A 14,665-nucleotide genomic window follows, 5' to 3' on the forward strand; every position below is an offset into this window, starting at 1 on the left:
AGGGTCGAGGTCAAAGATGCAGCACTCCAAGAATGGGCGTGTCGCCCGTGTCGCACCCCTCGATCCCGGAGTGCGCGGTTGCAGGACCGCCTCAGCGCTCGAAGTCCTCGGGCTCGACGTCCGCCAGGAATTCGCGGAACTGGAGCACCTCTTTCTCCGCGGTCTCCTCGGTGTCGCCCTCCTCGGCGTCCTCGGCGTCCGCGTCCGCGATCTCGACGCCGGCGACGGCGAGCACCTCGTCGGCGCAATAGATCGGGCAGGGTACGCGGAGCGCCACGGCAAGCGCGTCGGAGGCGCGGGAACTCACCGTCACGCCATCACTGAACACCAGCTGTGCGTGGTACACGGTGTCCTCGACGGAAGTGATGCGCACCTCCGTGATCTCCTTCCCTGCGGCCGCCACGACGTCGACCAGGAGGTCGTGGGTCATGGGTCTGGGCGGCACGATGCCCTGCTGTACGAAGGCGATCGCGCTGGCCTCGGGCGCTCCGATCCAGATGGGCAGGTGCCTCTCCCCCGCAGTCTCCCTGAGCAGCACCAACGGCTGGTTCGATGGCAGCTCGATTCGTACGCCTACCACTTCTACTTCGATCACGGGAGAGCCGCCTAACTGTCCATTCGGGCTATGTGGCTGTGCACGAGGGCGCTGTGGAGACCGAGGCAGAGTTCACTGATCTCGCGGGCCGTCTCCGCCGCGCGGGCCTTCGACGCGACATCCTTGCGCGATGCGACCGGTGCGACGACGCGCTCTACGAGTCCGAGCTCGCGGTCGGCGGCCGCGCGGAACGGCCGCAGGTGGCGCGGCTCTATGCCATGTCCCTCGAGTTGCACGCACGCCTTGGTGATCTTGAGCGCGTGCTCGTCGAACCGGTTGTCGACGGCGGTGATCAGCCCGAAGCTCACGAGGTCGTCGACGAGCCTGCGAGGCGCTCCTGCCTCCGCGGCCAGCGTCTCCGCCGTCAGTCTGCGCGAGTGCGCATTCAGTTCGAGGGACAACTGGTCGGAGACCACGCGCGGGGACAGCGTCATGCCCCCGGGCAGCGAATCGGGTCGCTCACCGCGGTCGATCGCGTCGACGTAGTCCTTGATGACCTTCAGGGGGAGGTACTGGTCGCGCTGCAGCGCCAGGACGAAGCGGAGACGCTCGACGTCGTGCGCTGCGTACTTGCGGTACCCGGCACGCGAGCGCTGCGGCGTGATCAGCCCCTTCTCCTCCAGGAACCGGATCTTGGAAGCCGTGACCTGGGGGAACTCCTCGGTCAACTCGCGCAGCACCTCACCGATGGTGAGGACGCCGGCACCGGGGTGGACGGAAGCGATGCCGGCCGGGCTACGGGCGGGTTGGGAGACAGGCATGAACCGGATTAGGCCTGCGCTGAGGAGTGCTGCGCGGCGTGGCCCGAAGCGGTACGTGCTGCGTAGAAGGTCAAACGGAACTTGCCGATCTGCACCTCGTTGCCATTGCGGAGGGCAACGCTGTCCACGCGGTCGTTGTTGACGTAGGTGCCGTTGAGGCTCCGGGTATCGACCACCATGAATCCGTTGGCAGTGCGACGGAACTCGGCGTGCTGCCGGGAGACCGTGACGTCATCGAGGAAGATGTCCGCGTTCGGGTGGCGGCCGGCCTTGGTGACGTCCTCGTCGAGCAGGAAACGCGCACCCGCGTTCGGCCCGGAGTGGGCTATCAGCAGCGCCGATCCCGCAGGCAGGGCAGCGACGGACGCCTGCTCCTCGCGCGTCAGATGCCGTTCCAGCTCCGACGTCGCTGCCTGCGGCGGCATCCCGATCGTCGTTGTCTCAGGAGACGTCATGTTCGGCTCTTCTCCATTCACGGCTGCGTTCACGTTGGGCGTCATCGGTATTCCTCCCCTACTGCGTGGTCCGATCGTCACCGACCGAACCGCCCCTGCTGCCTTCGCCGGGTAGACCTAGCCTACCTGCTGGGAGTAATCGGCTGAACTCAGGAGGCCCTGCACCACGGAGGGATCGGAGACCTTGATCTCGAGCAGCCAGCCCTCGCCGTACGGATCCGAGTTGATGAGGGAGGGGTCGTCGTCGAGCGCCTCGTTCCGGGCTACGATCTCGCCCGTGACGGGCGCGTAGATGTCACTGACGCTCTTGGTCGATTCGACCTCTCCGATGACATCGGCACCGGTGACGCCGGTCCCTGCCTCGGGCATCTGGACGTAGACGACATCCCCGAGGGCATCCTGGGCGAAGTCGGTGATACCGACGCGCACGGTGCCGTCGATGGCGGGCTCACTGACCCACTCGTGCTCCGCGGTGTAGTACAGGCCATCGGGAATCGTGCTCATGCTTGCCTCTCGGACGCGCGGGGTGCAGAGGCGGCTGGACGTGCCGCCTGGTGCGGGTACTGGTCGAGTATAGGCACAACCGGCAGAGCCGTGACGCACCTCTCAGACGGGAAATATCCCTCATCGGAGGAATCCCTGCGACATGCAAAAAGCCCGCTCCCTCCGGCGTATCGCCGGTGGAAACGGGCCCTGCAGTGTCGGGATGACAGGATTTGAACCTGCGACCCCTTGACCCCCAGTCAAGTGCGCTACCAAGCTGCGCCACATCCCGATCAGCCTGTCCAGCAGGCCAAACCACTCGGATAACAATACATCATTCCGGGAGCGGGTCGGCACACCGGGGAGGCGTCAGCGCTTGCGGCTCCGCTTCTCGCGGACGCGCATGCTGACCTCGATGGGCGTGCCCTCGAACCCGAAGGTCTCGCGCAGGCGGCGTGTGATGAAGCGGCGGTAGCCGGGGTCGAGGAAGCCGGTGGTGAAGAGCACGAACTTGGGCGGACGGCTCGAAGCCTGCGTGCCGAAGAGGATTCGTGGCTGCTTGCCTCCCCGCACCGGGTGCGGGTTGGCGGCTACGAGCTCGCCGAGGAACGCGTTCAGGCGTCCCGTGGGGATGCGTCGGTCCCAGGACTCCAGCGCGACGTCGAGGGCCGGCACCAGGCGGTCCTTGTGCCAGCCGGTGAGCGCGGAGATGTTGACGCGCGGAGCCCACTCCACGTGCGCCAGGTCCTGCTCGATCTCGCGCTCCAGGTAGCGGCGGCGCTCGTCGTCCAGCAGATCCCACTTGTTGAAGGCCAGCACGATAGCGCGGCCGGACTCGATGGCCATGTTCAGGATGCGGATGTCCTGCTCACTGAGCACCTCGTCCACGGCGAGGAGCACGACGGCGACTTCCGCCTTCTCCAGTGCCGACTGCGTCCGCAGTGAAGCGTAGAAGTCCGCTCCCTGCTGCATGTGCACGCGGCGGCGGATGCCTGCGGTGTCGACGAAGCGCCAGGTGCGCCCGCCGAGCTCGATCATCTCGTCGACCGGGTCGCGGGTGGTGCCCGCGAGCGGATCCACCACGACGCGTTCGGAACCGGCGAGCTTGTTGAGCAACGAGGACTTGCCGACGTTCGGACGACCGATGAGTGCGATCCGGCGCGGACCACCGGATCGCTCGATGCCGCCGTGCTCCGAGAACTCGGGCAGCACCTCGAGGACCCTGTCCAGCATGTCTGCCGTACCGCGACCGTGCAGGGCGGAGACCGGCCAGGGCTGCCCGAAGCCGAGACCCCACAGCACGGAGGCGTCGGCCTCGTTCTGGATGTCGTCGACCTTGTTGGCCACGAGGATCACGGGCTTCTTCTTGCGTCGCAGCATGCGCACCACGGCTTCATCGGTCGCCGTCGCACCGACCGTCGCGTCCACGACCAGCAGGACGGCATCGGCCATGTCGACAGCGATCTCCGCCTGATCGGCGACGCGTGCGTTGATGCCCTTGGCGTCCTGCTCCCAGCCGCCCGTGTCCACGAGGGTGAAGTTCCGGCCCGTCCACTGGGCGGGGTACGACACCCGGTCGCGCGTCACGCCCGGGGTGTCCTCGACGACGGCCTCGCGGCGTCCGAGGATGCGGTTCACGAGGGTGGACTTGCCGACATTCGGTCGCCCGACGATGGCGAGCACGGGATTGAGCCGGCCCTCCGCGTCGTCGTCGTAGTCCTCGTCCTGCCGGGCGAGAAGCACAGCGTCCTCGTCGTCGAGCTCGTAGTCCTCGAGGCCCGCGCGCAGCGACGCAGCGCGCTGCTCGGCCTCGGCGTCGTCGAGGTTCTCGAGCAGCTCGCTGACGTGGTCCTCGCCGCTCGGCACGTAGTCCTCGTCGGCTGCGGGACCCTGGTCCGTCGCGTTCGGCGAAAGGTTCTCGCTCATCGTTTGTTCCTTCGGTTGGTGTTCACCGTCTCCCGACGGTGATTCTGGTGGGCTCACGCCCGTAAGTTCAGGGTGGTGCTGCGGCTAATGCGCCACGGTGCGCACGATGCCGAGGACGGCGGCTACTGTCTGCTCGAAGTCCAGATCCGAGGAGTCGAGCGTGACGACGCCGTCCGCAGCCTGACGGAAATTGACGACCGTCGAGTCCTTCGCATCGCGATCGATGACCTGTTGCTTCAGCTGCGCCTCCGACTGTGTTCCGCCGAGCTGATCGCCGCGGCGTCGTAACCGGGCTTCCTCGCTCGCCGTCAGCAGGATGCGGACCTCGGCGTCGGGTGCGACGACCGTGGTGATGTCGCGTCCTTCGGCCACGATCCGGTGACCGGCGCCCGCGATCAGCGCACGCTGGCGGCGGATGAGCTCGGCACGGGCGCCCATCGTCGTCGCTACGGCGCTCACCGCCGAGGAGACCCGCGGTTCGCGGATAGCAGCGGTGACGTCGTCGCCCGCGATGGTCACGGACTCGCGGTCGGGGCTTGTGCTGATGAAGAGTTCGATGGACCGGGCCACTGCCTCGACCGCCGCGCTGTCCTGCAGGTCGACCCCCGTGGCGATGCACTGCAGCGTGACCGCCCGGTACATCGCTCCCGTATCGAGGTAGGCCGCCCGGAGGCGTCGCGCAACCTCACGGCTGACGCTCGACTTCCCGGAGCCGGACGGGCCGTCGATGGCGACGACGAGCGACTTGCCGAGGCGGAAACCGGAATGCGGGCTCGACGGCACCGCCTCCCCCGTCGGATCCGTCGCCTCGGATGCCTGCGCGATCTCTGCTGAAATCTGACTCACTGCACTACCTTCCAACCCCGCTGCGTCAGGGACTCCGTCAAATCGTGGCGTTTACCGGGCAGCACGGAGAGCTCCGCAAGGCCCACTTCGCGTCCCGGCGAGTGCTCCAGGCGGAAATCCTCCACATTGATACCGGTGTGTCCGATCTCCGTGAGGAGCTTCGCGATCTGGCCGGGCACGTCGTCGACGAGCACCGTCAGTCGCGCGAACGAGTTCGGCGGTGTCCCGTGCTTGCCCGGCACACGCGCCTGCCCCGCGTTTCCCTCCGACATGAGCTGGGCCATGTCGAGGCGGGCACCACCGGCCGTCGGGTCCTCGAGGGTACCTATCAGGCGGTTGAGGTCCTCGCGCACCCCGTACAGGATGTCGACGAGGCGACCGGCGTTGGCCGACAGGATCTGCACCCACAGCCGCGGATCGCTTGCAGCGATGCGCGTGACGTCGCGCAGCCCGTTGCCCGCGAGCGACAGGGCCTGCACCGGGGAATCCTGCAGCCGGCTCGCCACGAGCGACGACACGACCTGCGGCAGGTGCGAGATCAGAGCCACGGCCTCGTCATGCTCCTCGACGGACATGCGCGCGGGCACCGCGCCGAGATCGACCGCGAGTGACTCGGCGCACAGGACTGCTTCCGGGGCGCTGGCGGCATGGGCGCACAGCACCCAGGGAGCACCGGTGAACAGCTCGGCACGGGCAGCAACGGGACCGGACTTCTCGCGGCCCGCCATCGGGTGCGTCCCCACGTAGCGGAACAGCTGCTCAGCAACGTCGGGTGTCGCGGTGAGCTCGGCCAGGATGGCTTCCTTCACACTGCAGATATCGACGACGATGGCGCCCGGATACTTCAGCAGCGCATCCGCGACCACCCGAGCGGTGACGTCCGGCGGCGTCGCGACGACGACGAGTTCCGGGGACAACTCCTCCCCCGGGCCCTGCGTTTCGGCGAGGAGCCGGCCCGCGCCGATGTCGCGCGCCACGGCCTCCGTCGACGGCGAGCTGTCGGACAGGACGACGTCGAGCCCGCGGGCCCGCAACCCCAATCCGATGCTCGCGCCCAGCAGCCCCGCCCCCACGACGAGGACGGGCCCGGTGAGGTGCGTTCCCTGATCCGTGCGCGTGGTCATCGGCTAGAGGCCCACCGACGCCAGCAGGTGCCCGACCTCCTGGCGTCCGAGCACGCGGATGCTGCCCTGGCGCTGGTCACCGACGCGGATGGGTCCGAGCTGCGTGCGCACGAGTCGCTCGACGGGGTGGCCCACGGCGTCGAACAGCCTGCGGACAACGCGGTTTCGCCCTGAGTGCAGGATGACCTCGACCAGGATGTGGCCCGGCGTCGAGTCGACCAGCCTGAAGGAGTCCACCTTCGCCACGCCGTCCTCGAGCTCGATTCCTTCCTTCATCTGCGCACCGATACCCTGCGCCATGGGTCCGCGGACCTGCACGAGGTAGGTCTTCGGGACTTCGTAGGACGGATGCGTCAGGCGGTTGGTGAGCTCGCCGTCGTTCGTGAGCAGGAGCAGCCCCTCGGTCTCGGCATCGAGCCTGCCGACGTGGAAGAGCCGCTCGTTCTTGTTCTTGTTCTTCAGGAAGTCGCTGATGCAGGGGCGGCCCTCGGGATCCTCCATGGTGGAGACGACGCCGCGCGGCTTGTTGAAGACGTAGTACTTGAGGTGCTCGTTCAGCTGGAGTCGGATGCCGTCGACATGGATGGCCACCTGTTCGGGGTCGACGCGGACACCGAGTTCGGTCACCACGGTGCCGTCCACCTCGACGCGACCGTCGAGGATCATCTCCTCGCACACGCGGCGGGACGCGACGCCGGCGAGCGCCATCACCTTCTGGAGGCGTACGCCCTCCGGGTTGTGCACGTCGATCTCGTCAGCGGGGCGGCTGGCACGCTTCGGCTGCGCCGCGCGTACCGGTCCGAGGTTCTGCCCGAAGCGCTCCCGCCCGAAAGCCTGTGCCCCGGCCGGCTTCTGGCGTCCGCCGCCGTCCTGCCCGAACGACCGCGCACCGGTCCTGGCGCCCGTACCGGTTCCGGTCCCGGGACGGCCCGGTCTGCCTCCCGCGCGTCCTCCGGCCTTGGCGCCGAAACGGCTCGACGGAGTGCCGGCAGAGGGACGGCCCGCGGCCGAGCGAGCTCGGCCGTCGGCCGATTCGCGCCGATCGGAACCGGCCGAGCGGCCTTCCGACGAGCGTCCCGCAGCCGGCCGGCCACGCTCACCGCGCTCCTGGAACGGACGCCCCTCACTCGGGCGACCGGCACCACGCTCACCACGGTCCTGGAACGGGCGCCCCTCACTCGGGCGACCGGCACCACGCTCACCGCGCTCCTGGAACGGGCGCCCCTCGTTCGGCCTGCCCTGTGAGGCACCGCGCGGCGAGGACTTTCCACGGGAGCGCGCAGCGTCGGATGGGCGTCCGGCCGACCCGCCGCGGCGGGGCGTATTGCGTCCGGAACCGGATCCTGGCGGCTGTGTCATGTACAAAGTCCTTCTCGTTGGTCGTGCTCAATACGTCGTTTCGTCATACTCCCCGAGGCTCTCGAGGCCCGGCAGATGGGGAGCTATCCGGGGCAATTCGTCGACGCTGCCCAGTCCCAATCTTTCCAGAAAGACGGTAGTGGTCCCATAGAGGACCGCGCCGGTCTCCGGATCGGTCTCCATCTCGACAACCAGCCCACGCTGCAGCAGCGTACGGACCACGGAATCGACGTTGACGCCCCGAATTGCAGAAACCCGGGCACGGGACACGGGCTGGCGGTATGCGATGACCGCCAAAGTCTCGAGTGCAGCTTGTGAAAGCCGGGCAGATTGGCCATCGAGCACGAAGGCGGCAACGACGGAAGCGAAGTGCTTCCGGGAGAAGATACGCCACCCGCCAGCGATATTTCGCAGTTCGAAACCGCGCGCCGAGGGTGGTTCGGTGCTCTGGGGGCCGACCCCAGTATAGCCGTCGTACTCACGCTGCAGTTCCACCAGCACCTCGTGCACCCGCGCCGTCGGCCGCTCCAGGACCGCTGCCAGCTGCTCGTCCGTCACGGGCCGCTCCGCCACCATCAGGATCGCTTCGATCGCCCCGCGCAGTCCGCCCGGACGCTGTTCGACGGGTATCCCGTCGCCGTCCACGACGGCTTCGGCTTCCTCAGCCAACCCGTGCTCCCTTCTCCTGCGCATCTGATCCCGCGGTGCCGATGTCATGGCCGCCCTCGGGAGCACCACCCGTTCCACCGCCGTGCTCCAGCCCGGCGGCCCCCTGGCTGCCGTCGTCCTCGAAGTCGCTGGCGAGTCGGTCTGCGGACCATTGCTCGTCCTGCGTACTCCAGGTCACCAGCAGTTCGGACAGCGGCGCACCCTGCTCGAAGGTGATTGCGCCATCCCGGAACAACTCGAGCAATGCGAGGAAGCGCACCACCAGCACCATCCGCGAGCCCACGTCCTCGGTGAGCTGCCGGAAGGACAGCGGCCCTCTCTCCCGCAGGAGATCCTGCAGCACCACCGCTTGGTCCCGCACGCTGACCGGCGGGGAGTGCAGGTGCTCGATACTGACCTCGCTCGGTTCCTGCCGGCGTGGGGCGAGCACCTTCGCGGCGAGTGCCGCGAACTCCTCCGGAGAATGTCTCCAGATCAGCTCCGGCAGGAGTCGGGTGAACTCCGGCTCCAGGGGTACCATCCGAGGATGCCGGGCGTCCTCTTCCTCGAGCCGCCCCGCCAGGTGCCGGGCCATCTCCTTGAACGCCTTGTACTGCAGGAGCCTGGCGAACAGGAGGTCACGTGCCTCGAGCAGTGCGATGTCCTCCTCGTCCTCGACGCTGCCGGCGGGAAGAAGCCGGGCCGCCTTCAGGTCGAGGAGGGTTGCCGCGACGACGAGGAACTCGCTTGCTTCATCGAGCTTCCATTCCCCCTCGGCAGCCTGGATACGGCGGATGTGCCCGATGAACTCGTCCGTCACCTGCGCCAGGGCGATCTCGGTGATGTCCAGTTCGCGCCGGGAGATCAGGTTCAGCAACAGATCGAAGGGGCCGCTGAAGTTGGTCAGCTGCACCTCGAACACCCTCGGGCCGGTGGTGCTGTGCCGGCGGTCGCCGTCGTCCCCGACGCTGCCGGAACCTCCAGCGACCCGGTCGCTCGCAGTCCGGCCCGCGGCAGCTCTGCGCGATATGGCAGCACGCGACGCGTGGGCCTGCCGACCCTGGTGCGTGGCCGGCGCGGGCGCCACCTAGTGCTCCCGGGCGAACCGTACGTGCCCGGGCACTAGGGGGCTCCGCCCCTGCTGATCAGTTCCTTGGCGAGCCTGCGGTAGGCGTCCGCTCCCGAGTGGTTCGCGGCGTAGGTCGTGATCGGCTCGGCGGCGACGGTCGCGTCCGCGAACTTGATCGTGCGCTTGATGACCGTCTCGAAGACCTTGTCCCCGAACGCTTCCACGAGCCGTGCGATGACCTCGCGGCTGTGCAGCGTCCGCGCGTCGTACATCGTCGCCAGCACGCCGTCGATCTGCAGGCGCGGGTTCAGGCGGTCCTGCACCTTCTCGATGGTCTCGACGAGCAGTGCCACCGCTCGCAGGGCGAAGAATTCGCAGATGAGCGGGATGATCACGCCGTGCGCTGCCGTGAGGGCATTGACCGTCAACAGTCCCAGCGACGGCTGGCAGTCGATGAGGATGACGTCGTAGTCGTCGGACACCTTGCGCAGGGCCCTGTCGAGCACCTGCTCGCGCGCCACCTCGTTGACCAGCTGGACCTCTGCCGCGGACAGGTCGATGTTCGCCGGTAGGAGGTCGATGTTCTCGATCGCCGTGTGCTGGATGGCATCGTGGATGGTCACCTTGCGGTCCATGAGGACGTTGTAGACGGTGACGTCGAGTTCGTGCGGGTTGGTGCCGAGACCGGCGGAGAGCGCACCCTGCGGGTCGAAGTCCACCAGGAGCACCTTGCGTCCGGCCTCTGCGAGCGCCGCGCCCAGGTTGATGGTCGACGTCGTCTTGCCGACGCCGCCCTTCTGGTTCACCATCGCGATGACGCGTGCCGGCCCGTGCGAGTCGAGGACCCGGGGCTCGGGGAACTCGGTCACAGGGCGGCCTGTCGGGCCCAGTTCCGCGTCCGCTGCGCTGGGCAGAGTGGTGGAACCCTGTTCGCTACTCACGTATTTCTCCACGCTTCCATCAGTATCGGTGCAGGCCGCCGGTCCTCGGATCCGAGCGGCTTTCTTCTACTCCCACGGTACAACGCCTGCGGCGCCGGTCGTGGAGGCCTGCTCCGCCGGGACGCGAGCCTTGATCCTCAACCTGAGGTCGAATGTTGGCCAGGATGGCGGGAACGACGACGGCGACGACCCGGAGCTTCCCGGGTCGTCGCCGTCGTTCGTCGTAGGGCGCCTGGCCCCGCGCCGCAGAGGTGTCAGCGCGCCGACGTTCCCCGCACGGCAGCGTCCGTGGTGACGGCCGATCCTTCCTCGACGTCGTCGTTGTTCTCGAACCGGTGATCCGTGCTCATCGTGGTCTCGTCGAAGGGAAGGCGTCCCTCGAGGACCTCGTCGACACGTGCACGATCGATCTCCTTGGTCCAGGTACCGATCAGGACCGTGGCGACGGCGTTGCCGGTGAAGTTCGTCAGGGCCCGCGCCTCCGACATGAAGCGGTCGATGCCGACGATGAGTCCGACGCCGTCGACCAGGTCGGGGCGGTGCGACTGCAGCCCGCCCGCGAGGGTCGCGAGGCCTGCTCCCGTGACGCCTGCCGCACCCTTGGACGCGATGATCATGAAGATCAGGAGGGAGATCTGCTCGCCGAGTGCCAGCGGCTTGCCGAGGGCTTCCGCGACGAACAGGGCGGCCATCGTCAGGTAGATCGCCGTGCCGTCCAGGTTGAAGGAGTACCCCGTGGGGACGGTGACGCCGACGACGGGCTTGGAGATGCCCAGGTGCTCCATCTTCGCGATCAGCCGGGGCAGGGCGGCCTCGGACGAGGAGGTGCTGAAGATGAGCAGGTACTCACGGCCGAGGTACTTCATCAGCTTCAGGATGTTGACGCCCGTCACGAGCTTCAGCAGTCCGCCGAGGATGATGACGATGAAGAGGATGCAGGTGATGTAGAACGCGATCATCAGGGTGGCCATGCTGACGATCGCCTGCACGCCGGTCTCTCCGACCACCGCGGCGATGGCACCGAAGGCGCCGATGGGGGCGAGCCACATGATCATGACCAGGATGCGGAAGACGAGTGCCTGGATGTGGCCGATGCCGCGCAGGACGGGCTTCCCGGCCGAGCCCATCTTCTGTAGCGCGAAGCCGACGAGCAGTGCCACGAACAGTGTTTGCAGGATGCTGGGACCGGTCAGCGCCGACAGGAGCGTCGTGGGGATGATGCCGAGCAGGAACCCGACGGTTCCGCCCTCGCCGCCTTCTGCGGCCTCCGGGACCGTGTACGTCGACGACGAGATGTCGAGTCCCTCGCCCGGCTGGATGAGGTTGCCGACCACGAGGCCGATCGCGAGCGCGAAGGTCGACATGAGCATGAAGTAGCCGAGTGCGAGACCACCCACCTTGCCGACCGTCGCTGCTTTCGCGATGGAGCCGATACCGAGCACGATGGTGCAGAAGATGATGGGGGCGATCATCATCTTGATGAGGTTGATGAAGCCGGTTCCGAGCGGCTTGAGGGACTTGGCGAACTCGGGTGCTGCGAGGCCGAGGATCGCCCCGAGGATCACGGCGGCGATGACCGCGATGTAGAGGAAGTGGGTCTTGTCGACCCGCTTGCGGGGTTGCGCTGGTCCGCTGTCGGACCGCGATGGCGCCATAGCCATGCTGTTCTCCCTTGATGTCCAGCCGCCCGGAGGCGCCGGCGGGGAAGTTCGTTCTTCGTCCGCGGGGGTCGGTCCAGGAAGCGTACTGTTGAGTGTTTCCCCCTCATCATGGCACCGGGAGTGACCGGGCTCACGATTGAGTTCATACTGGTCGTGGCCCGGCGCGAGGGACGTACCGACAGTCGCACAGGGCCGACGGAACCCGGAAGGAGCAGGATCACGGCGTGAGTCGATGGAGCCTCGCCCGGCAGTTCTTCCTGGCCCAACTCGTGTTCATCCTCGTCCTGTCGACGTCCCTGTCGGTGATCCTGTACGTCGACGCGGCGCGGGGCGTGAACGACGCGGCTGCAGAGCGCATGGTCGCCGTCGCCACCGCCATCGCCCTCGAACCGGCCGTCCTCGAAGCGGTCGAGGGGCCCGACCCTTCCGCGGCGCTGCAGCCCTACGCCGTCGAGGTCATGGACAGCCTGGGTGTGGACTTCATCACCATCATGGCCACGGACCGGACGCGGTACACGCACCGCAACCCGGCGCAGATCGGCAAGCCCTACCTGGGATCGGTGTCCGAAGCCCTCGCGGGCCGGACCCAGACGGAGACCTATGCCGGGACGCTCGGTCCGTCGATCCGCTCGATCGTGCCGATCGTCGACGACAGCGGAACCGTGCGGGCGATGGTCGCCGCCGGCATCACCGTCGATCGCGCCGCCATCGCGCGCAACGCACAACTTCCCCTCGTGGCCCTCATCGCCCTGGGCGCCCTGGCGTTGGGAGCCCTCGTCTCCTTCCTGCTCAGCAGGCGCCTGCGCGTCGCGACCCTCGGCATGGGACCAGCCGAGCTCGCCCGCACCTTCGTGTTCTACGACTCGGTCCTCCACTCCGTCCGGGAGGGGCTTCTCCTGACCGATGCGGCGGGGCGGCTCGTCCTCTACAACGACCAGGCGGCCCGCCTCCTCGGACTCGACGGCTCGCAGGAGCCCGTTGCGGCGTCGCGCCTTGCCGTTCCGCCTTCCCTGCGTGACCTCCTGTCGTCGGGACGACGCGCGCGGGACGAAGTGCACCTCACCGACGACCGGGTGCTGGTGGTCAACCAGGAGCCCGCGGTCCCGCCCGCTCCCGCTGGGCGGGGCAACCACGCGCAGGGGGTGCTTGGCACGGTGACGACCCTGCGGGACCACACCGAGATCGAGGCGCTCACCGGCCAGGTCGAGACGATGCGAACCCTGACGGACGCGCTGCGCTCGCAGACCCATGAACACGCCAATCGCCTGCACACCATCGTCTCGTTGGTCGAACTCGGGCGGAATGCTGACGCCCTCGCCTTCGCGACGCGGGATCTGCAGCAGTCGCAGCGGCTGACGGACGAGGTGGTTCAGGCCATCGACGAGCCCTTCATCTCCGCGCTGTTGCTCGGCAAGGCCGCGCAGGCGAACGAGCGCGGCATCGAGCTCGTTTCGGACATCGCAGCCGACGCGCAGGCAGGCTCGCTGAATCCCATGGACCTCGTGACGATCATCGGGAATCTCCTGGACAACGCCTTCGATGAAGCTGCCGGGTCGGAGGAACCGCGCGTGCTCCTCGGCGTGCGCCGCGTAACGACCGGCAACGCGCCGCCTCAGCTGGAGATCGTCGTCGAGGACAGCGGGAACGGCCTGCCCGACTCGGAGAAGGCGAAGGTGTTCGAGTTCGGCTACAGCACGAAGAAGTCCGACGACAGACCGGGCGGCGCCCGCGGCATCGGCCTGGCCCTCGTCCGCCAGGCCGTGCAACGCTTCGCCGGCACCCTGGAGGTGACGGACGCGGACCACGGAGGAGCCCGGTTCACCGTCCGGCTCCCCTACTCGAGCGGTCGAGGAACGACCGGGGCGGTCGACGGCGACGCTGCGCCCCGTGCCGTCGGCACAGGACTCGGGAGCAGGACGTGAGCGCCATCCGTGTCCTCGTCGTCGAGGACGACCCGGTGGCCGCCGACGCGCACGCCGAATACGTCCGACGGCTGGACGGCTTCGAACTCGCCGGAGTCGCCCGCAGCGGTGCCGAGCTCGCGGCCTTCCTCCACCTCGGGGGTGGAGCGACGGGACGGTCCGAACCGGCTGTCGACCTCATGCTGCTCGACATGAACCTGCCGGATGCGCATGGACTGGACATCATCCGCCGTGTGCGCGGGCTCGGCCTGCCACTCGACATCATCGCCATCACCGCCGTCAGGGACCTGCACGTGGTGCGCTCGGCCATTTCGTCGGGCATCGTGCAGTACCTGATCAAACCGTTCACCTACTCCGCGTTCAGGGAGAAGCTGGGCGCGTACGAGGAGTTCCGACGGAACATGGTCGGGCAGGCGTCCGCCACCACCCAGGCCGAAGTGGACCAGGCGTTCGCGTCCCTCCGTCCCCTCACGGCTCCCGCGCTCCCCAAGGGTCTGTCGGCCGAGACCCTGCGGGCGGTCTCGCGCCTGCTGAAGGAGCTCCAGGCGCCGACATCCGCCGTCGAGGTGTCCGAAGCGCTGGCGATGTCCCGCGTGACAGCCCGGCGCTACCTCGAGTACCTCGCCGACCAGCAGTCGGCCCTGCGCACCCCGCGGTACGGCACCAGGGGGCGGCCCGAGTTCGAATACAGCTGGGCGCGGAGCTCCGAGCACCAGTAGCGGGCGCCGTCGTTCAGCGCTCGTTTGTATACACTCATGCCAGCGTGACCCACCTTCGGCGAGCGAAGAGCGCTGTTCCGCTTGCCACCACCCATCCTCTGTATACACTGATCTCCGTGATCAGTGCCGACCGGCACAGTCGTCGACGGGGGCCGG

General features: G+C 68.0%; 14 protein-coding genes and 1 tRNA gene. 2 read left to right on the plus strand and 13 right to left on the minus strand.

The annotated features are described in order from the left end of the window. Positions 1-91: 91 nt before the first annotated feature. From FDK12_RS09845 to FDK12_RS09905, 13 genes are all read right to left on the minus strand, one after another. Positions 92-595, minus strand: a complete 504-nt coding sequence (locus FDK12_RS09845; RefSeq protein ID WP_104117499.1) for a bifunctional nuclease family protein — start codon at positions 593-595, stop codon at positions 92-94. Between the two features lie 11 nt (positions 596-606). After that, positions 607-1,356, minus strand: coding sequence for a MerR family transcriptional regulator (locus FDK12_RS09850; RefSeq protein WP_137369401.1), 750 nt, complete (start codon positions 1,354-1,356; stop codon positions 607-609). Between the two features lie 8 nt (positions 1,357-1,364). After that, the gene (locus FDK12_RS09855) at positions 1,365-1,856 is read right to left on the minus strand and encodes an FHA domain-containing protein (RefSeq protein WP_104117501.1); all 492 of its coding nucleotides are present in this window, start codon (positions 1,854-1,856) and stop codon (positions 1,365-1,367) included. A gap of 72 nt (positions 1,857-1,928) precedes the next feature. Beyond that, entirely contained in the window at positions 1,929-2,315 is a 387-nt protein-coding gene (gene gcvH / locus FDK12_RS09860) for a glycine cleavage system protein GcvH (protein WP_104117502.1), read from the minus strand. 197 nt (positions 2,316-2,512) lie between these two features. Beyond that, positions 2,513-2,586, minus strand: a tRNA-Pro gene (locus FDK12_RS09865). A gap of 77 nt (positions 2,587-2,663) precedes the next feature. Continuing rightward, entirely contained in the window at positions 2,664-4,220 is a 1,557-nt protein-coding gene (gene der / locus FDK12_RS09870; protein WP_137369402.1) for a ribosome biogenesis GTPase Der, read from the minus strand. A gap of 84 nt (positions 4,221-4,304) precedes the next feature. Continuing rightward, positions 4,305-5,003, minus strand: a complete 699-nt coding sequence (cmk, locus tag FDK12_RS09875) for a (d)CMP kinase (RefSeq protein ID WP_104117549.1) — start codon at positions 5,001-5,003, stop codon at positions 4,305-4,307. A 59-nt stretch (positions 5,004-5,062) separates the two neighbouring features. Further along, positions 5,063-6,190, minus strand: coding sequence for a prephenate dehydrogenase (locus FDK12_RS09880; RefSeq protein WP_137369403.1), 1,128 nt, complete (start codon positions 6,188-6,190; stop codon positions 5,063-5,065). Positions 6,191-6,193: 3 nt separating this feature from the next. After that, positions 6,194-7,549, minus strand: a complete 1,356-nt coding sequence (locus FDK12_RS09885) for a pseudouridine synthase (protein ID WP_137369404.1) — start codon at positions 7,547-7,549, stop codon at positions 6,194-6,196. A gap of 27 nt (positions 7,550-7,576) precedes the next feature. Next, positions 7,577-8,242 carry an SMC-Scp complex subunit ScpB gene (gene scpB, locus FDK12_RS09890; RefSeq protein WP_137369440.1) on the minus strand — a complete coding sequence of 222 codons (666 nt, stop codon included), beginning with the start codon at positions 8,240-8,242 and terminating at the stop codon, positions 7,577-7,579. Beyond that, a complete protein-coding gene (locus FDK12_RS09895) occupies positions 8,211-9,119 on the minus strand; it encodes a segregation and condensation protein A (RefSeq protein WP_137369441.1) in 909 nt (302 codons plus the stop codon). The genes scpB and FDK12_RS09895 overlap by 32 nt, the downstream gene beginning before the upstream one ends. Before the next feature lie 200 nt (positions 9,120-9,319). Next, positions 9,320-10,207 carry a ParA family protein gene (locus tag FDK12_RS09900; RefSeq protein WP_137369405.1) on the minus strand — a complete coding sequence of 296 codons (888 nt, stop codon included), beginning with the start codon at positions 10,205-10,207 and terminating at the stop codon, positions 9,320-9,322. Positions 10,208-10,461: 254 nt separating this feature from the next. Then, the gene (locus tag FDK12_RS09905) at positions 10,462-11,862 is read right to left on the minus strand and encodes a cation:dicarboxylate symporter family transporter (protein WP_137369442.1); all 1,401 of its coding nucleotides are present in this window, start codon (positions 11,860-11,862) and stop codon (positions 10,462-10,464) included. Positions 11,863-12,092: 230 nt separating this feature from the next. Here FDK12_RS09905 and FDK12_RS09910 point away from each other — a divergent pair, with 230 nt between their 5' ends. Continuing rightward, positions 12,093-13,790 (plus strand): sensor histidine kinase, encoded by a 1,698-nt coding sequence (locus tag FDK12_RS09910; protein WP_137369406.1) that lies wholly within the window; start codon positions 12,093-12,095, stop codon positions 13,788-13,790. Next, a complete protein-coding gene (locus tag FDK12_RS09915; RefSeq protein ID WP_137369407.1) occupies positions 13,787-14,509 on the plus strand; it encodes a response regulator in 723 nt (240 codons plus the stop codon). The genes FDK12_RS09910 and FDK12_RS09915 overlap by 4 nt, the downstream gene beginning before the upstream one ends. Positions 14,510-14,665 lie beyond the last annotated feature (156 nt).

It is taken from the genome of Arthrobacter sp. NamB2 (assembly GCF_005281365.1).
Taxonomy (GTDB): domain Bacteria; phylum Actinomycetota; class Actinomycetes; order Actinomycetales; family Micrococcaceae; genus Arthrobacter_D.

Excerpts from the sequence above, each read along its gene's own strand:
- FDK12_RS09850 (WP_137369401.1), bottom strand. The coding sequence starts at position 1,356 with ATGCCTGTCTCCCAACCCGCCCGTAGCCCGGCCGGCATCGCTTCCGTC.
- FDK12_RS09855 (WP_104117501.1), bottom strand. The coding sequence starts at position 1,856 with ATGACGCCCAACGTGAACGCAGCCGTGAATGGAGAAGAGCCGAACATG.
- gcvH (WP_104117502.1), bottom strand. The coding sequence starts at position 2,315 with ATGAGCACGATTCCCGATGGCCTGTACTACACCGCGGAGCACGAGTGG.
- der (WP_137369402.1), bottom strand. The coding sequence starts at position 4,220 with ATGAGCGAGAACCTTTCGCCGAACGCGACGGACCAGGGTCCCGCAGCC.
- FDK12_RS09880 (WP_137369403.1), bottom strand. The coding sequence starts at position 6,190 with ATGACCACGCGCACGGATCAGGGAACGCACCTCACCGGGCCCGTCCTC.
- FDK12_RS09885 (WP_137369404.1), bottom strand. The coding sequence starts at position 7,549 with ATGACACAGCCGCCAGGATCCGGTTCCGGACGCAATACGCCCCGCCGC.
- scpB (WP_137369440.1), bottom strand. The coding sequence starts at position 8,242 with ATGCGCAGGAGAAGGGAGCACGGGTTGGCTGAGGAAGCCGAAGCCGTC.
- FDK12_RS09905 (WP_137369442.1), bottom strand. The coding sequence starts at position 11,862 with ATGGCGCCATCGCGGTCCGACAGCGGACCAGCGCAACCCCGCAAGCGG.